General features: G+C 32.3%; 24 protein-coding genes. 19 read left to right on the top strand and 5 right to left on the bottom strand.

All coding sequences use genetic code 11. The annotated features are described in order from the left end of the window. Positions 1–111: 111 nt before the first annotated feature. The 14 genes from wecB to ACFQ13_RS13805 all read left to right on the top strand — a co-directional run bounded on the left by wecB (position 112) and on the right by ACFQ13_RS13805 (position 16,011). Positions 112–1,248, top strand: coding sequence for a non-hydrolyzing UDP-N-acetylglucosamine 2-epimerase (wecB, locus tag ACFQ13_RS13870; protein WP_114308084.1), 1,137 nt, complete (start codon positions 112–114; stop codon positions 1,246–1,248). Then, the gene (wecC, locus tag ACFQ13_RS13865; protein ID WP_386118342.1) at positions 1,241–2,452 is read left to right on the top strand and encodes a UDP-N-acetyl-D-mannosamine dehydrogenase; all 1,212 of its coding nucleotides are present in this window, start codon (positions 1,241–1,243) and stop codon (positions 2,450–2,452) included. Before wecB ends, wecC begins: the two co-directional genes overlap by 8 nt. A 5-nt stretch (positions 2,453–2,457) precedes the next feature. After that, positions 2,458–3,615, top strand: a complete 1,158-nt coding sequence (locus ACFQ13_RS13860) for a hypothetical protein (protein ID WP_386118339.1) — start codon at positions 2,458–2,460, stop codon at positions 3,613–3,615. 11 nt (positions 3,616–3,626) lie between these two features. Further along, the gene (locus ACFQ13_RS13855) at positions 3,627–4,865 is read left to right on the top strand and encodes a hypothetical protein (protein ID WP_386118336.1); all 1,239 of its coding nucleotides are present in this window, start codon (positions 3,627–3,629) and stop codon (positions 4,863–4,865) included. Then, positions 4,862–5,962: a glycosyltransferase family 4 protein gene (locus ACFQ13_RS13850; RefSeq protein ID WP_386118334.1), complete on the top strand. Its 1,101-nt coding sequence runs from the start codon at positions 4,862–4,864 to the stop codon at positions 5,960–5,962. The genes ACFQ13_RS13855 and ACFQ13_RS13850 overlap by 4 nt, the downstream gene beginning before the upstream one ends. Then, a complete protein-coding gene (locus tag ACFQ13_RS13845; RefSeq protein WP_386118332.1) occupies positions 5,959–6,993 on the top strand; it encodes a CapA family protein in 1,035 nt (344 codons plus the stop codon). Before ACFQ13_RS13850 ends, ACFQ13_RS13845 begins: the two co-directional genes overlap by 4 nt. A 3-nt stretch (positions 6,994–6,996) precedes the next feature. Further along, positions 6,997–7,437, top strand: coding sequence for a serine O-acetyltransferase (locus ACFQ13_RS13840; RefSeq protein ID WP_386118329.1), 441 nt, complete (start codon positions 6,997–6,999; stop codon positions 7,435–7,437). Beyond that, positions 7,418–8,341 carry a hypothetical protein gene (locus tag ACFQ13_RS13835; RefSeq protein WP_386118326.1) on the top strand — a complete coding sequence of 308 codons (924 nt, stop codon included), beginning with the start codon at positions 7,418–7,420 and terminating at the stop codon, positions 8,339–8,341. The genes ACFQ13_RS13840 and ACFQ13_RS13835 overlap by 20 nt, the downstream gene beginning before the upstream one ends. After that, complete coding sequence (locus ACFQ13_RS13830) at positions 8,338–9,537, top strand: O-antigen ligase family protein (RefSeq protein ID WP_386118324.1); 1,200 nt, start codon at positions 8,338–8,340, stop codon at positions 9,535–9,537. The genes ACFQ13_RS13835 and ACFQ13_RS13830 overlap by 4 nt, the downstream gene beginning before the upstream one ends. Beyond that, on the top strand, positions 9,534–10,880 hold the full coding sequence (locus ACFQ13_RS13825) for a hypothetical protein (RefSeq protein ID WP_386118322.1): 1,347 nt from the start codon (positions 9,534–9,536) through the stop codon (positions 10,878–10,880). Before ACFQ13_RS13830 ends, ACFQ13_RS13825 begins: the two co-directional genes overlap by 4 nt. 298 nt (positions 10,881–11,178) lie before the next feature. After that, positions 11,179–12,333, top strand: coding sequence for a delta-aminolevulinic acid dehydratase (locus tag ACFQ13_RS13820; protein ID WP_386118319.1), 1,155 nt, complete (start codon positions 11,179–11,181; stop codon positions 12,331–12,333). Next, a complete protein-coding gene (locus tag ACFQ13_RS13815; protein ID WP_386118316.1) occupies positions 12,323–13,060 on the top strand; it encodes a WecB/TagA/CpsF family glycosyltransferase in 738 nt (245 codons plus the stop codon). Before ACFQ13_RS13820 ends, ACFQ13_RS13815 begins: the two co-directional genes overlap by 11 nt. 103 nt (positions 13,061–13,163) lie before the next feature. After that, positions 13,164–14,519 carry an undecaprenyl-phosphate glucose phosphotransferase gene (locus ACFQ13_RS13810; protein ID WP_386118313.1) on the top strand — a complete coding sequence of 452 codons (1,356 nt, stop codon included), beginning with the start codon at positions 13,164–13,166 and terminating at the stop codon, positions 14,517–14,519. Between the two features lie 82 nt (positions 14,520–14,601). Next, positions 14,602–16,011 carry an exopolysaccharide biosynthesis polyprenyl glycosylphosphotransferase gene (locus ACFQ13_RS13805; protein ID WP_386118311.1) on the top strand — a complete coding sequence of 470 codons (1,410 nt, stop codon included), beginning with the start codon at positions 14,602–14,604 and terminating at the stop codon, positions 16,009–16,011. Here ACFQ13_RS13805 and ACFQ13_RS13800 read toward each other — a convergent pair. Next, a complete protein-coding gene (locus ACFQ13_RS13800) occupies positions 16,008–17,168 on the bottom strand; it encodes a glycosyltransferase family 4 protein (protein WP_386118308.1) in 1,161 nt (386 codons plus the stop codon). The two genes, ACFQ13_RS13805 and ACFQ13_RS13800, sit on opposite strands and share 4 nt — an antisense overlap. Then, positions 17,168–18,487 (bottom strand): phenylacetate--CoA ligase family protein, encoded by a 1,320-nt coding sequence (locus tag ACFQ13_RS13795; RefSeq protein ID WP_386118305.1) that lies wholly within the window; start codon positions 18,485–18,487, stop codon positions 17,168–17,170. The genes ACFQ13_RS13800 and ACFQ13_RS13795 overlap by 1 nt, the downstream gene beginning before the upstream one ends. 83 nt (positions 18,488–18,570) lie before the next feature. Here ACFQ13_RS13795 and purD point away from each other — a divergent pair, with 83 nt between their 5' ends. Beyond that, positions 18,571–19,842 carry a phosphoribosylamine--glycine ligase gene (gene purD, locus ACFQ13_RS13790; protein WP_386118303.1) on the top strand — a complete coding sequence of 424 codons (1,272 nt, stop codon included), beginning with the start codon at positions 18,571–18,573 and terminating at the stop codon, positions 19,840–19,842. A 125-nt stretch (positions 19,843–19,967) separates the two neighbouring features. Here purD and ACFQ13_RS13785 read toward each other — a convergent pair whose 3' ends face one another. Further along, positions 19,968–20,195 (bottom strand): DUF6341 family protein, encoded by a 228-nt coding sequence (locus ACFQ13_RS13785; protein WP_114308068.1) that lies wholly within the window; start codon positions 20,193–20,195, stop codon positions 19,968–19,970. A gap of 189 nt (positions 20,196–20,384) precedes the next feature. On the opposite strand from ACFQ13_RS13785, the gene ACFQ13_RS13780 reads away from it, so the two are divergent. Beyond that, positions 20,385–21,302, top strand: a complete 918-nt coding sequence (locus tag ACFQ13_RS13780; RefSeq protein WP_386118301.1) for a DUF6427 family protein — start codon at positions 20,385–20,387, stop codon at positions 21,300–21,302. On the opposite strand, the gene upp is transcribed toward ACFQ13_RS13780, so the two are convergent. Continuing rightward, complete coding sequence (gene upp / locus ACFQ13_RS13775; RefSeq protein WP_386118299.1) at positions 21,291–21,950, bottom strand: uracil phosphoribosyltransferase; 660 nt, start codon at positions 21,948–21,950, stop codon at positions 21,291–21,293. The genes ACFQ13_RS13780 and upp overlap by 12 nt on opposite strands. Before the next feature lie 72 nt (positions 21,951–22,022). Here upp and ACFQ13_RS13770 point away from each other — a divergent pair, with 72 nt between their 5' ends. Both ACFQ13_RS13770 and ACFQ13_RS13765 read left to right on the top strand, forming a co-directional pair. Further along, the gene (locus ACFQ13_RS13770) at positions 22,023–22,631 is read left to right on the top strand and encodes a DUF4254 domain-containing protein (RefSeq protein ID WP_386118297.1); all 609 of its coding nucleotides are present in this window, start codon (positions 22,023–22,025) and stop codon (positions 22,629–22,631) included. Positions 22,632–22,765: 134 nt separating this feature from the next. Further along, positions 22,766–23,782: a glycosyltransferase family 9 protein gene (locus ACFQ13_RS13765; RefSeq protein ID WP_386118295.1), complete on the top strand. Its 1,017-nt coding sequence runs from the start codon at positions 22,766–22,768 to the stop codon at positions 23,780–23,782. A 1,243-nt stretch (positions 23,783–25,025) separates the two neighbouring features. Here ACFQ13_RS13765 and ACFQ13_RS13760 read toward each other — a convergent pair. After that, on the bottom strand, positions 25,026–26,084 hold the full coding sequence (locus ACFQ13_RS13760) for a 2Fe-2S iron-sulfur cluster-binding protein (protein WP_386118293.1): 1,059 nt from the start codon (positions 26,082–26,084) through the stop codon (positions 25,026–25,028). 128 nt (positions 26,085–26,212) lie between these two features. On the opposite strand from ACFQ13_RS13760, the gene ACFQ13_RS13755 reads away from it, so the two are divergent. Continuing rightward, complete coding sequence (locus tag ACFQ13_RS13755) at positions 26,213–26,545, top strand: PadR family transcriptional regulator (RefSeq protein ID WP_092445958.1); 333 nt, start codon at positions 26,213–26,215, stop codon at positions 26,543–26,545. The last annotated feature ends 45 nt before the right edge of the window (positions 26,546–26,590 follow it).

Here is a 26,590-nt window from a genome sequence, read left to right as displayed (position 1 = left end):
ATATTAACTGTATTTGAAGTAATTAATTGCTGAAACCATTTATAATAGTATTTTTGCTTTTGCAAAGTTTAATACCTTGTAATTAGACTAAAAAGAGAATATTATTCTTAAATGAAAAAGAAAAACCTTATTATATTCGGAACACGTCCTGAGGCTATAAAAATGGCCCCATTAGTGAAATTATTCTTAGAAAATTCAGATAAGTTTGAAACTAAAGTTTGCATTACTGCTCAGCACAGAGAGATGTTAGATCAAGTTTTAGATTTTTATAATATAATTCCAGATTATGATTTGGATTTAATGAAGCCAAATCAAAACCTTTATACCTTAACTTCCGATATTATTACGGAACTTAAACCAGTTTTAGAAGATTTTAATCCAGATTATGTGTACGTGCATGGCGACACAACAACGACGATGTCTGCTAGTATTGCAGCATTTTATTCTGGAGCTAAAATTTGCCACGTGGAGGCCGGTTTAAGAACGTTTAATAAGCGTTCTCCATTTCCAGAAGAGATCAATAGAAGTATTACAGGTCGTATTTCAGATTATCATTTTGCACCAACTTTAACATCTAAGCAAAATTTGTTGAATGAAAACATACAAGAATCTAATATTTTAGTAACTGGTAATACGGTAATAGACGCTCTAGATTATAGTTCAGCTATTGTAAATTCTGAGGAGTATTCAGACCAAGAAATAGAGGATTTAAAGAGTGTTGTAGATGCATCAAAGCGACTAATATTAGTAACAGGCCATAGACGAGAGAATCATGGAGAAGGCTTTATTAATATTTGTTTAGCCTTAAAACAGATAGCTCAAAATCATGAAGATGTTCAAATCATATACCCTGTTCATTTAAATCCAAATGTTCAAAAGCCAGTTTATGAATTATTGAGTAATCAAGATAATATAAAATTAGTAAACCCTCTGTCTTATCCAGCTTTTGTGTGGTTGATGAATAAATCTCATATAATTATTACGGATAGCGGTGGTGTGCAGGAAGAAGCTCCAAGTCTAGGTAAACCAGTTTTGGTCATGAGAAATACAACAGAACGACCTGAAGCTGTTGAGGCCGGTACGGTATTACTAGTAGGCACTAATGCGGATAAAATAATAAGTGAAACAGAAAGACTTTTAAGCAATAAAAAAAACTATGATACAATGAGTAAGCTTCACAACCCTTATGGAGATGGAAAAGCTTGTCAACGTATCGTCGATTTTATATTAAATAAATCACATGAATAAACCTGAAGTTGTAATGATTGGATTAGGGTATATAGGGTTGCCAACAGCGGCCTTAATTGCTCAAAACAAGACCTATGTACATGGTGTAGATATCAATCCTAGTGTTGTTGAAACAATAAATCAAGGAAAAATACATATCGTAGAGCCAGAATTAGATACAGCAGTAGCAGAAGCTGTTAAAGAAGGTTATTTAAAAGCGGCTACAACACCGGTGCAAGCAAACACCTATTTAATTGTTGTACCTACGCCTTTTAAAGCTAAAAATGAGCCTGATATCTCTTTTGTTGAAGCGGCAACAAAAGCAGTATTACCTTTACTAAAAGAAAATGATCTTTATATCATAGAATCAACATCTCCAATCGGTACAACTGAAAAGATGATGGAATTGATTTATACTGAGCGCCCAGAGCTAGAAGATAAAATTAATATTGCCTACTGTCCGGAGCGCGTTTTGCCAGGAAACGTAATGTATGAATTGGTGCACAACGATCGCGTTATTGGTGGTGTAAATGAAAAATCAACTGAAAAAGCGGTTGCATTTTATCAGCAATTTATTCAAGGGGCCTTACATAAAACTAATGCACGTACTGCAGAGATGTGTAAATTAGTGGAAAATTCATCCAGAGATGTTCAGATTGCTTTTGCTAACGAGTTATCTTTAATTTGTGACAAAGCAAATATTAACGTTTGGGAACTCATAGAATTAGCTAATAAACACCCTCGGGTTAATATATTACAACCTGGTTGTGGAGTTGGTGGTCATTGTATCGCGGTAGACCCTTATTTTATCGTATCTGATTATCCTATGGAGTCTAAAATTATAGGTAAAGCCCGTGAGATCAATAATTACAAATCTTTTTGGTGTGCAGAAAAAGTTCAAACTGCAAAATTAGAGTTTGAGTTAAAACATGGACGTAAACCTAGTATTGCTTTAATGGGACTAGCATTTAAACCTAATATTGATGATTTAAGAGAGTCTCCTGCAAAATATATTGCACAAAAAGTATTGCAAAACTCAAACAATGAAGCCTACTATATTGTAGAACCAAACATAAATGACCATAAGGTGTTTAAAATTACCCCTTATCAAGAAGCTGTAGATAAAGCTGATATTTTTGCTTTTTTGGTAGCCCATGATGAGTTTAAGACCTTAGAAATATCCTCGGATAAGGTGATATTAGATTTTTGTGGGGTTAGAAAGTAAGAATTTTGAAAAAATATTTTTTTTATGGTAGTTCAATATTATTTAGTAGAGGTTTAGAATACTTGATACTTCTAATAGCTCCATTATATCTTACAAAAGAAAATTATGGGAGCTTAGAGTTCTATAAAAAAATAATTGAACTTGGTGCGGCTATTCTAACTTTTGGATTACCTACATTAATATTAAGTTATCCTAAAAGTAATGAGAGTAAGGTATACTTCACATTTATATCCTTATTGTTTATTACGGGTTTATCTATAGCGACAGCGCCATTTCTTAATCTTTTTAATTACTTATTTTTATTAATACCCATATATTTTCATTCCATTTTTTTTAATAATGGTATTATAGCTCCCTTTATATTAACGCATAAAGGGAGTAACTATGCTTCCATTTATAAGGCTGTAATTTCATTATTGTTTTATAGCATTGTACTTATAACTATTCTATATTCTAAAGAACCCGATTTTGCATTTGTATATGTAAGTTACTTGTTATTACCTCTGTTATTCTGCTATACCATCTTTTATATTTATAAGAATAATATCATTTTTCATACTTTAAAACGGTATTGGTTTATTTTTAAAAAACTCATTATTAGCTCGTTAACTATTGTTGTGAGTAATTTTGCTAATATGATGTTTTTGTATACAGATATATTGATCATCAAATTATTATCAAATACTGCAGATATTGAAATTGCGAATTATAGTTTTTCATTAAATATAGCCAATGCACTTATCATTATTCCTTTAACTTTAGTTCAGGTTGATATTGAAAAGCTAAAGAAGCAAATAGACTATTTTAAAGTACTTAGAAATAAAATTTTGTATTTAGTGGCTAGTATGACTTTGATTTTGGTTATGGTGTTTCTTTTTTTAACACATTATTACTTTGAGAATTATAGCTCCGTACTATATGTGTTTTTAATAATTATCGCAGCTAAATTTATCCAAGCTATTTCAGTTTCATACGGGGCAGTAGTCCTAATTAAAAAGTTATTTTCACAGAATTTAACCATTAACCTTTCTGCCTTAATTGCTAATGTTATTCTAAGTTATTTCTTATACTATGAATTTGGCTTGATAGGAATCGCTCTTTCAAGCTTAATGAGTTTAATTCTTAGGTTTATATTGTTGGTGAGAATAAATAACAGGATTTGATTTATAATTAGATGAAATTAAAATTAAAATATTTTAATGATTTCACTTTACTGATACCTCTTATTATGGTCTTTGTAGGTGAAATTGTGTCTTACATTTATCCGTTTTTATCTTCACCAATAAAGGTATTAACCTGTTTGATGTTAATTTTTCCGATTTGGTTAAAAATAAAAATACCAAGTAAGCTGGTTTTTGCACTATTGGTTTTTATCTTTTTCTTTGTAATTGCTTTTACTAAATCTTTTAATTATAAGGCAGCATTAGAAGATGGTATTAGGTATTTTTTTCCAATAGCAGTACTGTTATATGGGTATTACAACAAACATAAGCTTAATCTTTTTGTTGGATTTATTATCATATTTACCCTCCTTAATTTTTTAGCCCAATTAAATAATTATTATTACTATTATATTGATCCACAACGGCAATGGTTTTATATAAGGTATTTTATAGAAAGTCAAAATAAAACAATCTATTGGCCAGCCAAAACTTTTGGTGTACTTAGGGCTACAGGACTGGTGATCTTTTTTGGAGCATTTGGAATTTTGAATTTTATGGCGTTTTGGCTTACCTATTACTATTATTTTGGTAGGTATAGAAAACTATGCTTAATAATCTTTTCACTAGGTGTGTTTATTAGTACATCGTTTAAAACTATAGGCTTCTTTTTAATAACGTTGGTTATTAAGTATTATAAAAAGCTAAAGTATTTACTAATACTACCACCTGTAGCGATATGTCTTTATTTTCTTGTAGGGAGTGAAATACGTGATTCTATAGAGAAATCTATTGAAATAAGATTACGACTTTACGTTACAGAAGGTAATTCTGCGAGATCGGAATCTTATAGAGCTATGTTCAATGAATTTAAAGATTTTAATTTGTTGGGAGAAGGTATTGGAGTTTTTGGTGGGCCGGCATCAACCAAATATAATTCGCCATATTATGACGAAATAGATTTTAACTGGTATGATACTACGCTTCTAGCGACAACGGATACATACTATCCTCACTTGTTTGTAGAAATGGGAATATTAGGTGGACTATCCTATCTTTTCGTCCTTTTAATCCCTTTGATGTATAGAAGGATGAGATATGATAAACTCGAGATGTTATGTATTGTCTATGGGATGTTATTTTTTGATAGTTTATTTTCTTTTTCTTTAAATAACTTAGTCATGCTAACAATGACCATATTATTTGTTTATCCAATATTGTATAACAAGCAAAAAACCTTATTAGAAGAATGAAGTACACGAAGGTGATTTATTTAGGGATAATACCAAGCCATAAGCGAGATCTTGTAGGCGGGTATGCTACAGCAAATAAGAGAAATATTGAAGAGTATAAAAAACAGAATATCGAAGTTTTAGCTATTCACTACCCAATTTTATATGCCAAGAATCCTGTTCAAATTGTTTTATATCTTTTAAAATGGTTCTTATATTTTTTTAAATGTGTTTATCATTCTCTTTTTAACTCATCTAAGGCTACATTAGTGCATATAACCCCTCTGTATAAGTATTTTATTTATATCGAGTTTTTTTTGGTGCTGGTCTTCAAAATGTCTAATAAAGATATTTTAACAGATATCAGAGCAGGTTCTTTTATAGATTATTACAATAAAAACACAAGGTTTTATAGGTTTTTTATTAGAAAGCTTCTCTCCTTATCTAAGCATATTGCCGTTGAGGGATTGATTTATAAAAATTTTATTATTGAAGATTTAAGTCAAAATAAAGATATTTTATATTACCCTAATTATGTTAAAGATGATCACATACTGCCAGCTAAGAGAACTTTAATAGGTACTGAACCAATTCAGATAATCTATTTTGGAAGAATAACTGAAACTAAAGGAATTTATACAATTCTAAAAACCTTTGAGTTATTACAACAACGTTTTAATATTAAACTAATAGTAATAGGAGGTTTTAATAGTTTAGATTTAAAACAAGATGTAGAATGTTATGCTAAGGAGAATTTAATTATTCTACCACCAAAGAGCAAAAGCGAAATAAATAGCTTATTAGAGCACTCTCATTTTTTTATATTTCCATCGCTGCACCCGGGAGAAGGTCAATCTAACGCGTTAACGGAGGCTATGGCCTATGGTCTTGTACCTGTTGTGTCTGACAACGGTTTTAATAAAACAATAGTAGATGATTGTGGTATTGTTCTTAGTAAGGAAGCCTCAGAAGAGGATTATACTAAGGCAATTACACAAGTTATAACAAATAATCAATGGCTAATTCTATCTGAAAAGGCTAAGAATAGAATTATTGATAATTATTCTAATGGTGTGGTATCTAATAATTTCTTTAATTATATAAATCGAAATTTATGAGTTTGTTTTTTTTAGGTGATTTTGTTAATCCGAATGGCGATCTTGAATTCCCCTTACTCAAAAGCTTAATAAAACCACATGACAAATTAATATTGAATTTAGAGGGGCCTATTTTGGATGATAAAGTTCTTAGACCAATAAACCCTCATAAATATAATTTGTATTCAAATAATGATGCCCTAGATCGTTTTAAAGACTATGATGTTTCATTAATTTTAGCAAACAATCATATAAATGATTTTAAGAGGGGGTTAAACGCTACTATAGACATTCTTGAGAATGATAATAAACCTTATTTCGGAACAGATAAAAATCCTTATATAGAATATAAAAACACAGATGATAATCAGAATTACTGCGTATTTGCCTTTAATAGTAAACTAACCTTGCCCGTTAGTAATAAAGGAGTAAATTCTATTGATAAAGATAGTCTTGCAAAAGTAAAACGATATAGAGAGAAAAATCCTAATACAACATTAATAGTCATATCGCATTGCGGTTTAGAGTTAAGTCCTTATCCTGTACCAGCCGATAGAGAATTATTTAAGAAATTTATTGATTTAGGAGTCGATAGCGTTATTGCTCATCATCCTCATATTGTTCAAGATGTAGAAAAATATAAGGGCAAATATATTTTTTATTCCATAGGAAATTTCGCGATACCTGAAACGGTTTATTTAGGTAAAAAGTTAAATTACAATAACCCACTAACTAATCTTGGCTATATAATTCAATTTGAAAATAAAGAAAATATAAGAGTTCATAGAGTTAAGATGCATCAAGATGAAAATAAAGTGAGCTATGATAAGGAGTTGAATATTGATGAGATGCTAGAAAAGAACCCTTTTAAAGGATTTTCAAATAAGCAATACTTACAATTTTACACAAAAAACAAAAAAGCTTCTAAGTATTACCCTACTTTTGACACTTACGGTAATTTTTCTTTTACGTTAAAGTATAACTATATTTTGCTTACTCAATTTATAAGAACGTTATTAATTAAATCAAAACTATATAATCCATACTCTTAAATAATGCTAAACGCTTATTATTTATATAAACTTAGTCATCAGTTATACAAATGGCATATTCCAATAGTGCCTAAATTAATTAAACTTCTATGTTTTTTACTTTATAATTCTAGTATTCCTTATCAGTGTGAAATAAAAGAAGGTACAAGATTTGGATACGGTGGAATAGGGGTTGTTTTACATAAAAGAGTTTCAATTGGTCGTCACTGCACAATTGGTACCAATGTAACCATTGGCGGAAAGTCTAATCATTACGAAGTACCTAAGATAGGAGACAATGTATATATTGCGACCGGAGCAAAGGTTTTAGGACCTATAACAATTGGTAATAATGTTACTATTGGAGCAAATGCTGTTGTGATCAATGATATTCCAGATAATGCTATAGTTGCAGGTATTCCTGCAAAAATAATTAAATATCAGAGTGAAGAACCTTCCATCTAATAAAATTGTTTTTCTGACAATTCTATCCCTTTTAATTTATCTAGCGATAGATTTTCAATATAAGGCAAAGAATAAGTTCTTTCAATTAAATTATAATTGGGGTGAGATTAAAACAATAGAACGCTTTACGAATGTGAAGTTAGATTCTGTATCCTATGATTATTTGAGGCTTATTGATAATAATACTATAGGAAATGAAAACTTAAGTCCTTTTAGTTCATACGCAATAAACGATGACTATTATTTTAGGTGTGTTAGTATATCAAAGGAATCTGATACTATAGAATTTAAAGGAGTATATTGGATCAATACCAAGCCTAGTCAGCAAACAAATGCCTCTGATTTTTCGATTGTTAATTTAGAATTGAACCAAAAAGGGAATCATACGGTGTGTATGATTGGAGATTCCCAATTAATATGGTTAGATTTAAAATATCTTCGAAGAGCTATAAGTCAAAAGTTGGAAGACGTAAAATTTGTTGGTAATAACACGGATGTCTTTGGTTATAAACACTCAGTAAGCCTCTTAAATAATAGTGAAAGGTTATTAAATCAAATTAATCAAGTACCACAATCTGAAACCTATATATTATTTTTAGGTGCGCATGAAGAAAAAGTGAAGCAAACAAACAAGAATTTAAGCTTAATAATAGATAAGCTGTTGCAGCGTAAATCAAAAATTATTTTAGTTTCGCCTCCACATTACAAAGTGTCTAGTTTTGAAAAATCGTATCAAAATATTACGTCAGTATATAAAGATTTTGATAAACATGATAATGTAGAGATTATTGATTTGGAAGCATTAGCACCTATTAATACTAATATATTTATGGCAGACGGAATACATTTAAATTCGGTAGGTCAAGACATCCTTACATTAAACTTAACTAATGCGCTTAAATGAAGGAAAAAATTGCACCGTTTTTTTATTGGTCTTTGTTTTTATTTGTAATTACTGTGCCATTGCCAAAGTATAGTTTAAACTCTTTAAGCTTAATTTTGTTTGTTATCTCCTGGATTTTATACAATGATTGGACCTGTTGGTTCGATAAATTTAAAAGGAATTGTATTCCAATTATACTGATTTCTTCTCCATTTTGGTTGGGTATATTTAACTCATTTTTTATAGATAATTTCGATTCTAAACTGATAACAAAAAACCTACCTTTTTTAATTTTACCTACAATCATTTTAACTTCATTTAATGAAAAGAAGCTGTTTAATTATGTATTAAAAGTTTTTAGCTTTGGTGTGGTATTAAGCCTATGTATTGGTTTATTAAAAGCATTGTTATTTAAAATATTTGATTTAGGTACCTATTTTTATTACACTGATTTTTCTAAAGTGTTAGAAATGCACACCACCTATATGGCACTTTTTATAGTCATTGCTATATTCTATTTTGTTAGAGATATTTTTATTTACAAGAGTAATAATCGTTGGGTTAATTACGGCTGTAGCCTCTTTCTAATACTATCTTTATATATTGTAAGTGCTAGAATTAGTTTATTGGTTCTTTTAGTAGGCTCAGTACTATTTTTATTCTTTGAATTGTTTCCATCATTTTCAATTAGTAAAAAAATAGTGTCAATAGCAATCGTTACTATTTCAGTGGTAGGACTTATGCTATCTCCAAATTTTCAAAAAAGAAATACACAAAGCTCTACTACCGATTTTAAAGCCCCTAGTTTAAGTACCAGATGGCTTCATTGGGAAGCCGTAGTTCAATCTATTCAAAAAGGAAACTTATGGGTTGGGAGCGGAAGAGAACGAGGCGAAGAATTACTAATAAACGAATACGATATTGTTGGTTTTGAGTCTGGTTTTAGGTATAAATATAACGCTCATAATCAATATTTAGAGCAAACCATTTATTATGGAATATTAGGGCTTATTTTTTTAATAGCAACTTTAGTATATCCCTTGTTTTATGCCATAAAATCTAAAAATACACTGTCTATTATAATTGTAGCTGCGTTTGTGATTTTTATGATTACAGAGTCTATTTTGGTTAGACAAAGAGGAATTATACTCTTTAGTTTATTGATTAGTTTTATCTGTGCTTGTAGTAATAATAGATTAAAAAGTGAATACAAATGAATTCAATTATAAATTTTGTAAAAAAAATAAACACGCAGCTGGATAAATATCCATTGTTTGCTTTTTTAGTATATAAAATCATTCCAGGGAATAGATTCTTATTTGGTAAATCTTATAGGCGTTATTACGATGAAATCAATTTTGATTCCAAAATCAACGATAAAAAACTCTTTAGTATCGTTAATTACACGATTAAAAATGTACCCTACTATGCTAAGAAATATTCCAATTTCAACATTGAGAGTAGAGCCGATTTTGAAAATAAAATAGCGTTTTTAACTAGAGATAACTTGTTTGAGGATAAACAAGATTTATTATCCAAAAATTTTGATAGAAAAGAATATGAAATTGTAACAACAGGTGGTACCTCTGGTAAACCAAGCCGATTTTATCTCAAAAAAGATAGATTTAAAAAGGAATATGCCTTTTTTCATAAGATATGGGCTACAAAAGGCTATAAAAATCAACTAAGAGGTGTTATCAGAAACACTAAATTAGACGAGAATATAGACTATAAAATAAACCCGATTACTAAAGAGTTAGTTTTTGATGGATTTCGAAATACAGAAGACTATTTTGAAATTATATACAACACACTTATACAATACAAGATTAATTACCTACAATGCTACCCTTCATCGGCATATCATTTTGCTGTTATAGCTAATAAACGAGGGTGGAATTTAAACTTCATTAAAGGAATTTTTCTGAGTTCAGAAATATTTTTACCGCACCAAAAGGCTTTATTAAAAGATAAACTTAATCTACCTGTTATTTCGGTTTACGGCCATAGCGAAAAACTTGGCTTAGCTGTGGACTTTAAAGGAGAAGGTAGATATAAAGTGTTAAATGATTATGGTTATTTAGAACTGGTTGATAACAACAGTAATGTTATTACAGAAGTTGGTATAATTGGAGAAATAGTTACTACAACTTTAGATAATTACGGACAGCCCTTAATACGTTATAAAACAGGTGACTTTTCTTCCTATTATCAATACAACGTTAATAGCGGATCTATTTTGAATGCTATAGAAGGGAGATGGCGAGAAATGAAAATTTTTAATAAAGACGGTACCTTTGTTTCTCCAACAGCCTTAAACTTACACAACGAGTTGTATACGCATATTGAAGGACTTCAGTATTATCAGAAAATAAAAGGAGAATTAGAGGTGCTAATAATTCCGAATGACAGTTATAACGATACGGTAGAAAAGAAACTCATAGAGCATTTTCAAAGTCGATTACATCTGTCAACTAAGATAAAAATTGTGACAGTTAAAAAGTTGATTATGAATTCTAATGGAAAGTTTTTAATCTTAAAATCTGAAGTCAACGGGTAATATTCTATGTTACTTTTGGTTTTGTGAATCTATTTCTGTTTAAAATTTAATAATAATCAAAATCGTCTATCTCATAAAACAGAACTAGTACAACGGTCCTAGTCTCAATTAAGCATAAATTGCTATTTGTATAAACGCCTGTGTTGATAATGATATAAAGAGCGAGGAATTTTAAATCAATAACAGGTCTAATAAGAGACAATCTAAATATCTTATAGTCTATTATTTATTTATGTTGAACACATGCTAATTGAAGGTAATATTTAATATTTTTGTGCCAAATTGATTTATTAAAATTTTGGATACAAAAACTAGTTTTGAAAATCTTAGAAAATATTGTGAGAAGGAAACATTTAAAGGTTGGGATCCTTATGATGGATTAAATAGTTGGGTGATTCAAAAAACACCACTTGGGAAATCTCGTTTTTTTAGATTGGCATGGATTCAATTGTTTAAACGAAACCCAATAAATTTAAGACCAATATTTGGAATTACAAAAGACTATAATCCAAAAGGATTAGGACTTTTCCTTATGGGTTATTGTAATTTATACAAGAAAGATCCCAATACGACTTATTTAGAAAAGATTATTTTTTTAGCTGAAAAAATTATTAAGCTTCAAACAAAAGGATATTCAGGGGCATGTTGGGGCTATAATTTTGACTGGCAGGCAAGAGCTTTTTTTCAACCTAAATATACACCAACAGTTGTTGCAACAACGTTTATAGCAGATGCATTAATCGAAGCGTATGAGATTACTAAAAACGATAGTTATTTAGATGTCGCTATTAGTGCCTCTAAATTTGTATTGAACGATTTAAATAGGTCTTATAATGATGAAGGAGATTTTACATTTTCTTACTCACCAATAGATAAGACTCAAGTTTATAACGCAGGTTTATTGGGGGCCAAACTTTTAAGTTTAGTCTATAAATACACCAAGGATGAAAACTTATTAGTTTGTGCAAAATCTGTAGCCTCTTATGTCTGTAAGAAACAAAATGAAGATGGATCATGGGCTTATGGAACTTTACCTTTTCATCAATGGATTGATAACTTTCACACAGGTTATAATTTGGAGTGCCTGAAAATTTATCAAGACGTCTCGGATGATTTCACCTTTAGTTCTCATATAGATAAAGGGATGAATTATTATTTGAATACTTTCTTTACTGAAGATGGCATGTCAAAATATTACAACAACCAAACTTATCCTATTGATGTTCATGCACCAGCGCAACTTGTTGTAACACTTTTTAGAAATCATAAAATTGACCAAAATAAAGAACTAGTTCATCGCGTTTTACAATGGACGATAGATAATATGCAAACTCGAAAAGGATATTTTATTTATCAAAAGCGAAAATTGGTTTCTTCTAAAATCCCTTACATTCGCTGGGCACAAGGATGGATGTTTTATGCGCTAAGCTTTTATAATTTAAATGATGAATAGACATAAATTTTTAAATACAGAGGTAGATAACCTCTCCATGGTAGAAACTTTGGATTTGGTAGAGAGATCCATTGATGCTGATCAACAAATTCATCATGTCGTTGTAAATGCTGGGAAGATCGTTGCGATGCAAACAGATTTACAACTCCGACAAAGCGTTAATGAGAGTGATTTAATTAATGCCGATGGGCAAGCCGTTGTGTGGGCGTCTAAAACCCTTGGAAAGCCTTTAAAAGAGCGTGTAGCAGGTATTGATCTTATGGTTAATTTGGTGGAATTAGCGCACAAAAAAAAATATAAAATATTTTTCTTCGGTGCTAAAGAAGAAATCGTAAAATCTGTAGTTAATAAATATTCGTCAACGTACTCTCCTGATATTATTGCAGGATATAGAAATGGATACTTTAAAAAAGAAGAAGAGCAAGATATAGCAAAGGAAATAGCCCAAAGTGGTGCGAATATGCTTTTCGTAGCAATTAGTTCTCCAACTAAAGAAAACTTTTTATATGATAACAAGGTTTTACTTAAAAACGTCAACTTTATTATGGGTGTAGGAGGAAGCTTCGATGTTGTTTCCGGTAAAGTGAAACGTGCTCCCGTTTGGATGCAGAATTACGGTTTAGAGTGGTTTTATAGGTTTGCTCAAGAACCTAAGCGGATGTGGAAGCGTTATTTAGTTGGTAATTCAAAATTTATATATTTAGTCCTGAAAGAAAAGTTAACCTAATAGAAGCTTCAAATTAATTGTTCAATAAATATTTTAAGGTGTTGACTTATAAGTTTAGATAGGTTGGCTTACATTTAAAACGTTAGATAATAAAATTTAAGAATTGAGTTTATTCAAACAAGGCCGATATTCCGGATATTTAAGACCTATTTCATACATTATTGATTTAATTATCATTAATGGTGTAGCGGCTTTATACTTATTTAAAAGTAATGACCCAACGGTGTTTTTTATTATCATCTCCATAAGTTGGTTTTTATTATCGGTTTACTCTCGTTTTTATGAGGTGTATAGATATACACGTCCCGTAAATATTCTATCTCTTATAGTAAGGCAATACATTCTATTTTTACTCGTCGTTTTTGCCTTTTCGGGCTTATTTCATGAGTTGCTTATATATTCAAAGCCTATCGTCATATATACCATACTGTGCTTTATACTGATCTCAATTTTTAAGTTCACCATTTATTATCTATTGCAAAAGTATAGAACCTCTTTTGGTGGTAATTATAGAAAAACAGTAATCATAGGGTTGAATAAGAAAACTTTAGCGTTAAATAACTTTTTTAATAAAAATCCAGAATACGGTTATTTGCACAAAAAGACCTTCAACCTGAAACATAAAACAAACACTTTAAAAGAGTGTTTTCAATATGTATTAGCTGAAGATATCGATGAAATTTATTGTTCTATTTCAGAACTTACCAATAGCCAAATTGCAGATATTGTAAATTTCGCTGATAATAATCTTAAGATTTTAAAATTTATTCCAGACAGTAAGGAAATTTATTCCAAAAAACTGCGTTACGAATATTATGATTATATCCCGGTTCTTACGTTAAGAAATATTCCATTAGAAGATTCAGTAAACACCTTTATAAAACGAGGGTTTGATATTCTGTTTTCTTCTTTAGTAATTATATTGATACTCTCATGGTTAACTCCAATAATTGCGATATTAATTAAATTAGAATCTCGGGGAACTGTATTTTTTAAACAAACTAGAAACGGATTTAATTATAAGGAATTTGATTGTTATAAATTTAGGTCAATGATGCCTAATAAAGATGCACATGCTAACCAAGCCACTAGGGGAGACCAAAGGGTTACTAAAGTGGGGAAATTTATAAGAAAAACAAGTATAGACGAATTGCCTCAGTTTTTCAATGTGCTTTTTGGCGATATGTCTGTAGTAGGGCCTAGACCACATATGGTGAGCCATACGACGCTATACGCTAAGAAAATTGACAAATTTATGGTGAGACATTTTGTAAAGCCAGGAATTACAGGTTTAGCGCAAACAAGTGGATTTAGAGGTGAGGTAGAAACGGATAAAGATATTATTGGCCGTGTGAGATATGATATTTTTTATATCGAAAACTGGTCCTTACTTTTAGATATCAAAATCATCATTCAGACCTTTGTCAATGCCGTAAAAGGAGAAGATAAAGCCTATTAGGCTTAGCGCTAAATCAAATCAATTCCTTTCCAATAGAGATCAGTTAAAAAACAAAATAACCCTACAGTAAGGGCAATTAAATATGGAATTTATAAGAGGAAGATATTCATGGCTGCTACGGCCTCTTTTAATGATTTACGATCTTCTTGTTATCAATGTTTTTGCGCTCTACCTGCTTAATTTTAACCGTCAAGGGCTTTATTTTTTTTCAATAGAATTCTTAAACAACAAAAATTTCCTTTACCTTTTTTACTCTATTGTATTCTGGTTACTATCCACACAGTTTTTAAAGTTTTATAAAGTCTATAGATACACTTCCGTACTCAATATTTTATCGCTTATTATAAAACAATTTCTCGTGTATGCCATATTGGTGTTTGCCTTTGAAGGGTTATTTAGAAGTATCAATATAGAAGCCTCTATTACGTTGAAATATCTGTTACTAGTCTTCTTGGCCATCAGTTTTATGAAACTGCTTACGTATTACGTGCTCAAATACTTTAGAGTATACTTAAGCGGAAATCAAAGAAACATTATCTTAATAGGAAGTGGTAATAGCGTTAATGAATTAAAAAAAGTCTTCAAGAAAAAAGATCTAGGATACCATATTAAAGCCATTTTTAGCGATACTAAGAGCAATAAGACTACTGGTACTATAAAAGATAGCTTTAAGTACTTAAAATCGAATACAGACAATATCGATGAGATTTATTGTTCCATTTCAGATTTAACGGAACCCGAAATTAACGAGTATGTAAGGTACGCTAACCTTAACCATTGTAATATTAAGTTTATTCCAGATACCAAAAAGCTCTTTACAAAGCGTTTTAAAACCGATTATTACAATTATATACCGGTCTTGTCTATACAAGATGTAGCTTTAAATAACGACGTCAACAAGTTTTTAAAACGTACTTTTGATATTGTGTTTTCCTTACTGATGATTGTTTTTGTACTGTCTTGGGTTTCGGTCATTTTATTCCTATTAATAAAATTAGAATCTAAAGGACCTTTATTCTTTAAGCACAAAAGAACAGGGATCAATTACCACCCCTTTACTTGCTACAAGTACCGATCTTTAACAGAAACGAAAGAGCAAAAAGGCACTTATGTAAAAGAAAATGATAAGCGACTTACAGTTATTGGTAAATTTATAAGAAGAACTAGTATTGATGAGTTGCCTCAATTTATTAATGTCCTAAAGGGCGATATGTCGGTGGTAGGACCAAGGCCTCATATGCTTTCCTACACTGAAGACTATTCTAAAAAGATTAATAAATACAATTTTATTTTTAGACATAATGTTAAACCAGGAGTCACGGGATTAGCGCAAATTAAAGGCTATAGAGGTGAAATTAAACGCGATAAGGATATTATTAATAGAATTAAATACGATATATTTTATATCGAAAATTGGTCACCGCTCTTAGACTTAAAAATTATTTTCCAAACCTTAGTCAATATGATTAAAGGTGACGAAAAGGCGTATTAAATTAGGTCTTTAAGATGCTTTAGTTGTTTTTTAAAATCGAAATTTAGTTTTGCTACATTCTGAATATTATTTTTAAACGTTAAGTTTAAGTCTTCAGTAGAAATGGAATTAAGGACGTTATTTAAGTCTTTGTAATTTCCTTCTTCAGCAACCCACCCTAAATTATTTTGGTTTATTATTTCTTCTCCTTCGCCTCCTCCAAAATATAGCATGGGTAAACCTAGATTTGCATATTCGAATATTTTAGAAGGGACAGATCCGTAAATTCGATTTAATAGTGGAATAATAGTCAGATCATAGTTGAGAAGTTTTTGATGTAATTCCTCTCTATTAACTCTTCCGTGAAAATATAGTGGTATATCTTTATTAGAATTAATGAAGCTTTTAATCGCTTCTTCTTCAGTACCAGATCCATATATATGAAATTCGATACTCGTATAATCTATTTTTTTACAAAGTTTATGAATTCCTTGAGCTACGCCTAAAAGCCCTGCATAAACTACCTTTATTCTTCCTTTAGCTGCGTTCGGTTTTTCAAGATGGATAGTTTTAATTTCTGGAAAATTTCTATATAAAAATAGTTTTGGTTTTGTAGTAATGGTTTCAATATGAGCAAGAATCTCTTTACTTTGTCCTAAAATTAGATTAGCATTGTTATAATTAAAAGCCTCTAACTTTTTTAATAGATAATAGGAAAAATTTTCTTTTAAAGCGCCTAATTCTAAACCGGCACTTGGCCAAAGGTCGCTTACATTTAAAATTAGTTTTCTCTTACCAAACCTTAAAAAGAACATACAAGTGAAAGAAACTAAAAGAGGGGGAGATTGTACAATTACTTTATCAGGAATTTTATTCCAAATAAAAAACCAGATTAAACTCATACTGTATGATAGCATTGCAAATAATCGTAAAAACTTATTTTTAGATACTGATGCATAAAGCCATAATCTAATCACTTCAATACCGTTCTCTTCTGTTTTACACTGAAATTTATTTTTATATTCTTTAAAAATTTTTCCGGTTGGATAATTAGGAAGTGGGGTTACTACACTTATTTTGTAATCTTCTTTCAAGCCCTCTGCCAAGTGATTAATTCGATTTGAAGCTGCACCAATTTCAGGAGGGTAGTAACTTGTTATGATCATTAATTTTTCCACTAACTGTTTGTATTAAAATTAGAAATAAACTGTTTTAATTTCCCTGCTTTGGTGCGCTTCAGTTGAGAGACACGCTCAAAACTAACCTTAATACCACTTTCTAAATAACGTTCTATTTCAGAAGTGATTTTATCCTTTTTATCAGGTTTTAGGGCTTCCACACTTACATATCTAATAATAAAATGATCTATGAGGGTTTGTTCTACAATGAATTCAGAAACATTACCATCATCTTCAATCACACTTTTAGTAATGTAATAAAAGGTTAATCCTGCGGCTTTTTTACCACTAGGCAGTTCTACAATACTGTTGGTTCTTCCGGTGAGTTTCTTCAGAATAGGCTTTCTTAAGGTACTTTCTTCAGATAAAACACCTATATCACCTAAATCATATCTAATAAAAGGATGGGCTTTATTGTACAAGGAGGTAACGACCACCCGGCCTTCTTCTCCGTAGGGTAAAACCTTATTGTTAGCATCTAAAATTTCCACAAATAACGTTTCGCTATTAACCTGCCATTCGTCTTGTGGGTTCTGAAAAGCTATTAAATCTAATTCAGAAGCCCCGTATTCATTAATTACCGGCAGTCCAAATTGGGTTTCTAATAATTCTTTATCGGCATCAAATAACATTTCAGAGGTTACAATACAAGCTTGTAAACTAGGACAGACACTTTTTAAAATGATGTTTTTGCGCTTTAAAAATTTCGCAAACTGAACAATAGCGCTAGTATAACCGTTTATAAAATTAAAATGCGTCGCTTGAAATTTGCTCAGAGCCTTTTCAAAAGCCGTATCGCTTAAATCGAAAACGGAAAATCGATAGCGGTTAATAAAATAATCCTTTAATCGTTCCTTGTAGTAGCCTTTTTTATCTAAAGGAATACCGTAAAAACGCGCCTGCTTAGAGTGATTAAAATCAATGCCATACCAACCAAAACGATTCATTATTTCGGCCCAAGTCAGAGCATGGCACCATTTGTCTTTTGCAAAAATAAAGGGATCTCCAGAACTTCCTGAGGTTTTGTTTTTGTATACAGTGTCAGGGGTGTAGTCCGAACTCAATCGTTGTTCTAAGGGTTGCTGTAAATGGCGTTTTGTTAGAATAGGTACGGTATCCAAATCTTCAGGGTCAATGGCTTTTCCTAAAGTTTTATAAAATGGATTATGCGCTAAATGGTATAAAATAATGGCCTTTTTTTGGGCTTCAACATACAATTGAAAGTCCTTATCACTTTTGGCCTGAATTGTAGATAATACAGACTTCGCCTTTTGGATATTAAAGCCATTGAGTTGTAATGATAAATCGAATAATCGCAATGTTGTTTTTGGCTTTAAGGTTTCCGTAAAATAATTGCTTTTTAAACTTAAAACCAATTATTTTTGCTGAAACAATTTTTAGGATGAATATTTTAGTATTAGGTTCTGGAGGAAGAGAACACACATTTGCATGGAAAATTGCGCAAAGTAACCGTTGTAAAGGGCTTTTTGTAGCGCCAGGAAACTCGGGCACAGAGGCTATTGCCACCAATCTTAATATTGGTGTTACTGATTTTGAAGCCATTAAAGCGGCTGTTTTAGAACACAAAATCAATATCGTTGTGGTAGGTCCTGAAGATCCTTTAGTGCAAGGTATTCACGACTTTTTTCTACAAGATGAAGCCCTTAAAGGCGTGGCGGTTATTGGACCACAACAAGCGGCTGCAGAATTAGAAGGAAGTAAAGAGTTTGCTAAAGAATTTATGATGCGTCATAATATTCCTACTGCGGCTTACGAAAGCTTTACAAAAGCGAACGTAGAAGCGGGGTACAAATTTTTAGAAACCCTAAAACCACCTTACGTTTTAAAAGCAGATGGTTTAGCAGCAGGTAAAGGGGTGCTTATCCTTAATGATTTAGACGACGCTAAAGCTGAATTAAAAAGTATGCTTGTTGATGCGAAGTTTGGTGAGGCAAGTACTAAAGTTGTTATTGAAGAGTTTTTAGATGGTATCGAATTAAGTTGCTTTGTCTTAACCGATGGTAAAGATTACAAAGTATTACCAACGGCAAAGGATTATAAACGTATTGGAGAAGGGGATACCGGACTTAATACAGGAGGAATGGGAGCTGTATCGCCAGTACCTTTTGTAACTGAGGCCTTTTTAGATAAAATTGAAAATCAAATCGTAAAACCTACAGTAGAAGGTTTAAAGAAAGATAACTTACCGTATGTCGGATTTATATTTATCGGTTTAATTAAGGTAGGAGACGACCCTAAAGTTATTGAATATAATGTTAGAATGGGGGATCCTGAAACCGAAGTTGTATTACCTCGTTTAAAAACGGATATCGTTGAGGTTTTTGAGGCTATGGCTAACCAAACGCTAAAAGACGTAACAATTACTATTGATGAGCGCGCAGCTACAACTGTAATGCTAGTTTCTGGTGGATATCCGGAAGCCTACGAAAAAGGTAAAGAAATTACCGGAGTAGAGACGCTTACAGATTCTATTGCTTTCCATGCGGGGGCTATCTCTAAAGAAGGAAAAACTGTCACCTCTGGTGGTCGTGTAATGGCTATTACATCTTATGGGGATACTTACAATGAGGCCATAAAAAAATCTTACCAAAGTATAGAAAATCTACATTTTGATAAGATGTATTATCGTAAAGATATTGGGTTCGATTTATAAAAATCAACCCAATTATTATTATATAAAGAACTTTGGTTGCCGAATACTAAAACACTAATAGGTCCTCTATTATTGCTTTAATTAAGTACGGAAATCAAAGTTCTTTTACTGTAATAAGGAAACTATTAAAGGTATGAGTGCGAAGAAATACTTTTATTTTCTTCGTTATTATCATTGAATTTCTTCAATTGTAACATCCAATAAACAAAAGCAACAACACCAATAGCCATAAAAAGCCAGTTTAAAATGTTGGCAGAAAACCAGTTTTCTAATTCAAGTGCTCTTAAGCCATCAAGCGGTGCAAGTAGCACATTAACAAATAAATCTTGTATTGCGTAAAAGAAATCTTTCATAACTTTATAAATTTACACCAATTCTAAGTTGGTTATATATTTGAGATTTGAAAAGCAAAAATACAAAAAGAAATCAGACTGTTATTATTGGCTCTATACATTTTTTGTGGCATTGTTTTATTCAGAATAAGTAAGGTTTAAGTCGATGCGCGCAACACCAACCCCTAGTATACCTATAAGAATTACGCTATGATTACAAGTATTTTTAGTAAATCTAAACCTATAAACTTTATTATAGTTGCCGTTTACGTAAGTATACTTTTTGTACTTACCAACTACAGCGCAATGCTATCTAATATGCAAAGCGGTCTTGCGGTGCTGTTTAAGTGGTTCTTAACCTTGTTTTTAGTTTTTTTACTCGATTTTATTGTTTCCAAAAACAATCTTACACAACGAAATAGTTATGCTATTATGACGTTTGGTCTGCTTGTTGGACTACTGCCAGAGGCTTTAAAACATGCTGACTTACTGCTCTCTAATTTGTTTGTAATCTTTGCGCTAAGACGCCTTATAAGTCTCCATTCTAAATTACATATTAAGAAAAAATTGTTTGATGCGGCCTTCTGGATTGGTATCGCGGCCTTATTTTACTTTTGGGCCATCTTGTTTTTTGCCTTAATTCTTGTAGCCTTAATTTATTACGCGCAGAACGATATTAAAAATGTTATCATTCCTTTTACGGGGATGGCTACAGCACTAATTTTATTGATGGCTTATAATATTGTTTTTTACGATGTTTACTTTAATCCGTCGGATTTTGAGCGTTATGCCAGCTTAGACTTTACCGCTTACAACAGTAGAGAGAGCATTCTGAAACTCACCATTTTATTTAGTTTGTTGGTTTGGGCGCTTTTTTATTATTTCAGAATGATTCCTGAAAAAAATAAAAAACTAAAACCATCTTATTTTTTAATCGCTTGGGCTTCTGTAATCGCGGTATTAATAGCGCTTATCGCCCCGATTAAAAACGGAAGTGAATTTCTCTTTTTGTTGGCCCCTTTTGCTATTGTAATGGCCAACTATATGGAAATGATTTCGGAACGTTGGTTTAAAGAAGTCTTTGTAGGCCTTTTAATTGTGGTTCCTATAATTGGTTTATTGCTGTAACTTATTTCCAAACGCTAAATCGCCAGCATCTCCTAAGCCCGGAATTATATAGCCCTTGTCGTTTAGTTTCTCATCAATTGCAGCAATCCAAAGGTGTACCTCTTGGTCAAAGGCTTTAGAGACAAAATCGACACCTGGCTGTGCGCCAATAACACTGACAAGATGAATGGCTTTAGGCGTTCCAAAAGGTTTAAGAGCTTCAAAGGTAGCCACCATCGATTGCCCGGTTGCTAACATCGGGTCGGCTAGGATTAAGGTTTTGCCTTCCAAACTAGGGCAGGCTAAATATTCAACAATAATTTCAAAACTCTCAGGGTCATGTTTATGCTGTCTGTAAGCTGAAATAAAAGCATTTTCTGCGGCATCAAAGTAATTTAGTAAACCATCATGAAGCGGAACACCAGCCCTTAAGATAGAACAAAGTACAATGTCTTTACGGTGTAACACTGTTTCAGATTTCCCTAAAGGTGTCTGTATTGTTTCAGCATCATATTGAAGCGATTTACTCAATTCATACCCCATAATTTCACCAATACGTTCAATATTTCTACGGAATCGCATACTGTCTTTTTGTATGGTTTCGTCACGTAATTCTGACATAAAAGTATTTAAAATCGAAGGGGTTTCAGAAAGGTTATGAATATGCATATTTTGAGAATTAGTTCAGTCGTTAAAGTTAATAATTCCAACTATATTTGTAAACAATAAATTAATTTCATTATGTTTTCACAAAAAGCAAACGCCATTTTTCAGGACGTTATAAAAACCTATAAAGTATTAAATACCGTAGATCAACCTTTTACTAATAAGTACGATAAAAACGAAGATTTAATAGCGCATTTATTATATAGAAAGTCTTGGATAGACACTGTTCAGTGGGCTTACGAAGATATTATTAGAGATCCTAATATCGATCCTGTGGCGGCTTTAAAGCTGAAACGAATGATTGATGCCTCTAACCAGGATAGAACGGATACGGTGGAGTTTATTGATAGCTATTTTTTAGATAAATATAAAGAGGTTAGCGTTAAACCTGATGCTAAGATTAATTCTGAAAGTCCGGCGTGGGCCATAGACAGACTGTCTATTTTAGCGTTGAAAATTTATCATATGCATATTGAAACGGTAAGAGAAGATGCTTCTGAGGCTCATAAAGCAGCTTGTCAGAAAAAACTTGACGTTTTATTAGAGCAACGTGTAGATTTAAGCACTGCTATAGACGATTTACTTACTGATATTGCTAATGGCGATAAGTACATGAAAGTTTATAAGCAAATGAAAATGTACAACGACGATGAGCTTAATCCGGTGTTAAGAGGACAGAAATAAGTGTTTTTAGGGTTGAAAAACCTATAAGAGCAATTCTAAAATCTTAACTATCGAATTCGATATAAATTTATAACCGTTGTCGTGGTGTTTCTACGATAACGGTTTTTTTAATGCCTTTTGTAATAAGTAGTTTTATGGCAAATCCTAATCATATACTAGTACTTAGATTCTCGGCTATGGGAGACGTGGCAATGACCGTTCCCGTACTAAGAGCACTGACTTCACAATACCCTGATTTAAAAATTACAGTGGTAACAAGAGCCTTTTTTAAACCGTTTTTTAAGGATTTAAATAACGTTACCGTGTATGCTGCCGACTTTAAAGGAAAACATAAGGGGGTGTTAGGGCTTTATAAATTGGCCAAGGAGCTAAAAGCCTTACGTTTTGATGCCGTGGCCGATTTGCATAACGTACTTCGTAGTAAGATTTTAAAGGTCTTTTTCTTCGGGAAAAAAGTCGTGCAGCTAGATAAGGGGAGGGCAGAGAAAAAAGCTTTGGTTTCAGGAGCCGATTTTAGGCCCTTAAAAACAACACATCAACGTTATGCCGAGGTGTTTAAGACTTTAGGTTATCCTGTGGATTTAACGGCACCGACCTTTGCTAAACCGGAAGCTTTGGCGCCTTATTTAGGGCAATATATTTCTAATAAAAATCGTAAAACTGTTGGAATTGCCCCTTTTGCGGCTCATAGTAGTAAAATGTATCCTCTTGAGAAAATGAAAGCCGTTATAGCTGAGGTTTCTGAGCATTATAACGTTATTTTATTTGGAGGTGGCGCCAAAGAGGTTAAAATTTTAGATCAAATAGAGCAGGATAATAGGCATGTGAAATCTGTGGCAGGACAACTAAGTTTAGAAGAAGAACTAAGCCTTATTTCACATTTAGATGTTATGCTGGCTATGGATTCTGGTAATGCTCATATGGCAGCGATGTTAGGGGTAAAAGTTATAACCATTTGGGGCGTAACGCATCCTTTTGCAGGCTTTGCACCTTTTAATCAGGCTGAAGATATGGCCTTGTTAGCTGACAGAACACAGTTTCCTTTAATTCCAACTTCAATTTACGGAAATAAATATCCAGAAGGGTACGAGAACGCTGCGGGTAGTGTGCTCGAGGCGACTGTTGTTTCCAAAATTAAAGAAGTGGTTTAGGTTGTAAACTTCTCGATACGATTTTCTCGTCCCTCAAAAATCACTTGAAGTGACGGTGTTGGGTTTAATTAGCGCACGTCAGTTCGAGTGAAATTCGTTTTCAGAATTTTGTCTCGAGAACGGTGTGAAGTGGTTAACTTTAAGAGTCAACTTTATTCTTTTCTAATTCAGTTTCAAATGCTTCTCGATACGATTTTCTTGTGCCTCCAAAATCACTTGAAGTGACGGTGTTGGGCTTAATTAGCGCACGTCAGTTCGAGTGAAATTCGCTTTTTAGAATTTTGAATCGAGAACCTTCTAAGTAATTAACTTAAAAATTCAGTTTTATTCTTTTCTAATTCAGTTTCAAATGCTTCTCGATACGATTTTCTCGTGCCTCAAAAATCACTCGAAGTGACGGTATTGGGTCTAACTACCGCACGTCAGTTCGAGTGAAATTCGTTTTCGGAATTTTGTATCTAGAACCTTCTAAGTGGTTAACTTTAAGAGTCAATGTTATTCTTTTCTAATTCAGTTTCAAATACTCCTCGATACAATTTTCTCGTCCCTTAAAAATCACTCGAAGTGACGGTATAGGGTTTAATTAGCGCACGTCAGTTCGAGTGAAATTCGTTTTTTAGAATTTTGTATCGAGAACCTTTCATGTGGTTAACTTTAAGAGTCAACTTTATTCTTTTCTAATTCAGTTTCAAATGCTTCTCGATACGATTTTCTCGTCCCTCAAAAATCACTCGAAGTGACGGTGTTGGGTTTAATTAGCGCACGTCAGTTCGAGTGAAATTCCTTTTTTAGAATTTTGTATCGAGAACCTTTCAAGTGGCTAACTTCAAGAATCAGTCATATTCTTTTCTAATTCAGTTTCAAATGCTTCTCGATACGATTTTCTTGTGCCTTCAAAATCACTCGAAGTGACGGTGTTGGGTTTAATTAGCGCACGTCAGTTCGAGTGAAATTCTTTTTTCAGAATTTTGTATCGAGAATCGTTTTAAGTGGTTCGCCTTAAGAGTCAGTCATATTCTTTTTTAATTCAGTTTCTAATACTTCTCGATACAATTTTCTTGTGCCTCAAAAATCACTTGAAGTGACGGTATTGGGTTTAATTAGCGCACGTCAGTTCGAGTGAAATTCGTTTTTCAGAATTTTGTATCGAGAACTTCTACAATAAAAAAGACCTATCAGAAATTAAATTCTAACAGGTCTTAAGTCTTATAAAAGTTGCGTAATCTAAACGCTAATCACTTATTTAAACATCATCATAATCTACAACAATCTGTGCTGAAGTTGGGTGGGCTTGGCACGTTAATATTAGGCCTTCTTCAACTTCGCCATCCGTTAAGATATTATTTTGTCGCATTTTAGCTTCACCTTCCGTTACACGTGCAATACAACTGCTGCAAATTCCGCCTTGGCAAGAATAAGGCGCGTCAATATCTTGTTTTAAGGCTGCTTCTAAAATCGACTGGTCTTTCGGCATGCTAAATTCAAATTCTTCTTCATCAACTAAAACCGTAATTTTAGTATCTCCAGAAGGTAAATCTGTGGCTGCTGTAGCTTCAGCTTCAACTGGTGCCGTAAACAATTCAAAAGCAATGGCCTTTTCCTTAACGCCGTTTTCTACTAAGACCTCTTTTACGGTGTGAATCATCTGTTCAGGTCCGCAGAGGTAAAACTTTTCAATAGTTACCCCTTTGTATTTATTCTTTACAATAAGGTTAACCGTACTTTTTTCAATTCGACCTAATAAAGCGCCTTCTTCACGTGCTTGGCTATAGATAAAATGAACATGAAAACGATTACCATACTGGGCTTGTAATTCTACTAGGTCTTTAAAAAACATGGTGTTTTTAGACGACTTATTTCCGTAAACCAAGATGAAATTACTAAAAGGTTCCTCTTCTAAAAGCGTTTTAGCAATGCTTAGAATAGGGGTAATACCACTTCCTGCAGCAAAAGCCGCAATGGTTCTGGTTTTAGCCGGATTCGCTTCAAAAGTAAAACGACCATTAGGAGCGGCAACGTCCAAAACATCACCTGCTTTAAGGCTGTTATTAGCATAAACCGAAAATGTTCCGCCGTCTACAGCTTTTACAGCTACGGTTAAGTTTCCACTTTTTGGTGAAGCGCAAATAGAGTAATCTCTACGAATGTCTTCTCCGTTTATTGTGGTTTTAAGAGTAATATATTGTCCAGCTGTAAAGCTAAACGTCTCCTTTAGGTTTTCAGGAATATCAAATGTTATGGCAACGGATTGATCTGTAACCTTATCAATGGACTGTATAGTGAGTGAATGAAATTGTGACATCAAAAATTATTTTGAGCAAAGATAAACATTCTAGACATAGACCCGCAAGTTATAAAACAGCTTGTATGGGTAAAAGACATACCTAAGTTTCTTATACATAAGAAAATTATGTATATATTTGTAAGACCATGAGCAATTCAAAATTATATAAAGGGAGTTTAACGACCATTATCTTAAAGCTTTTAAATGAGCACGATAAGATGTATGGCTATGAAATTACCCAAAAAGTAAAGGAATTAACTAAAGGCGAGTTAAAGATAACTGAAGGCGCCTTATACCCGGCTTTGCATAAGTTAGAAGCTGAAGGTTTATTGGATGTTGAAGTGGCCAAGGTGGATAATAGGCTGCGTAAATACTACAAACTCACCGAAACCGGGACTAAAGAAACCGTGAATAAATTAGAAGAACTTGCCGAGTATATTAAAACAATGCAAGCTTTAGTAAACCCTAAATTGGCGTAAAAACAAAAATAAGGATGTTGACCTGGAGGTCTTTAAGAGTTAACC

Origin of the sequence: Winogradskyella rapida, from assembly GCF_042675845.1 — a bacterium.
Classification (GTDB): domain Bacteria; phylum Bacteroidota; class Bacteroidia; order Flavobacteriales; family Flavobacteriaceae; genus Winogradskyella; species Winogradskyella rapida.
This window is presented reverse-complemented; position numbering and strand designations above follow the sequence as displayed.

Bases quoted from the DNA above. Each gene is read 5' to 3' on its own strand.
- wecB (WP_114308084.1), top strand. From the start codon at position 112: ATGAAAAAGAAAAACCTTATTATATTCGGAACACGTCCTGAGGCTATA.
- wecC (WP_386118342.1), top strand. From the start codon at position 1,241: ATGAATAAACCTGAAGTTGTAATGATTGGATTAGGGTATATAGGGTTG.
- ACFQ13_RS13855 (WP_386118336.1), top strand. From the start codon at position 3,627: ATGAAATTAAAATTAAAATATTTTAATGATTTCACTTTACTGATACCT.
- ACFQ13_RS13850 (WP_386118334.1), top strand. From the start codon at position 4,862: ATGAAGTACACGAAGGTGATTTATTTAGGGATAATACCAAGCCATAAG.
- ACFQ13_RS13845 (WP_386118332.1), top strand. From the start codon at position 5,959: ATGAGTTTGTTTTTTTTAGGTGATTTTGTTAATCCGAATGGCGATCTT.
- ACFQ13_RS13840 (WP_386118329.1), top strand. From the start codon at position 6,997: ATGCTAAACGCTTATTATTTATATAAACTTAGTCATCAGTTATACAAA.
- ACFQ13_RS13830 (WP_386118324.1), top strand. From the start codon at position 8,338: ATGAAGGAAAAAATTGCACCGTTTTTTTATTGGTCTTTGTTTTTATTT.
- ACFQ13_RS13825 (WP_386118322.1), top strand. From the start codon at position 9,534: ATGAATTCAATTATAAATTTTGTAAAAAAAATAAACACGCAGCTGGAT.
- ACFQ13_RS13815 (WP_386118316.1), top strand. From the start codon at position 12,323: ATGATGAATAGACATAAATTTTTAAATACAGAGGTAGATAACCTCTCC.
- ACFQ13_RS13805 (WP_386118311.1), top strand. From the start codon at position 14,602: ATGGAATTTATAAGAGGAAGATATTCATGGCTGCTACGGCCTCTTTTA.
- purD (WP_386118303.1), top strand. From the start codon at position 18,571: ATGAATATTTTAGTATTAGGTTCTGGAGGAAGAGAACACACATTTGCA.
- ACFQ13_RS13785 (WP_114308068.1), bottom strand. From the start codon at position 20,195: ATGAAAGATTTCTTTTACGCAATACAAGATTTATTTGTTAATGTGCTA.
- ACFQ13_RS13780 (WP_386118301.1), top strand. From the start codon at position 20,385: ATGATTACAAGTATTTTTAGTAAATCTAAACCTATAAACTTTATTATA.
- upp (WP_386118299.1), bottom strand. From the start codon at position 21,950: ATGCATATTCATAACCTTTCTGAAACCCCTTCGATTTTAAATACTTTT.
- ACFQ13_RS13770 (WP_386118297.1), top strand. From the start codon at position 22,023: ATGTTTTCACAAAAAGCAAACGCCATTTTTCAGGACGTTATAAAAACC.
- ACFQ13_RS13765 (WP_386118295.1), top strand. From the start codon at position 22,766: ATGGCAAATCCTAATCATATACTAGTACTTAGATTCTCGGCTATGGGA.
- ACFQ13_RS13760 (WP_386118293.1), bottom strand. From the start codon at position 26,084: ATGTCACAATTTCATTCACTCACTATACAGTCCATTGATAAGGTTACA.
- ACFQ13_RS13755 (WP_092445958.1), top strand. From the start codon at position 26,213: ATGAGCAATTCAAAATTATATAAAGGGAGTTTAACGACCATTATCTTA.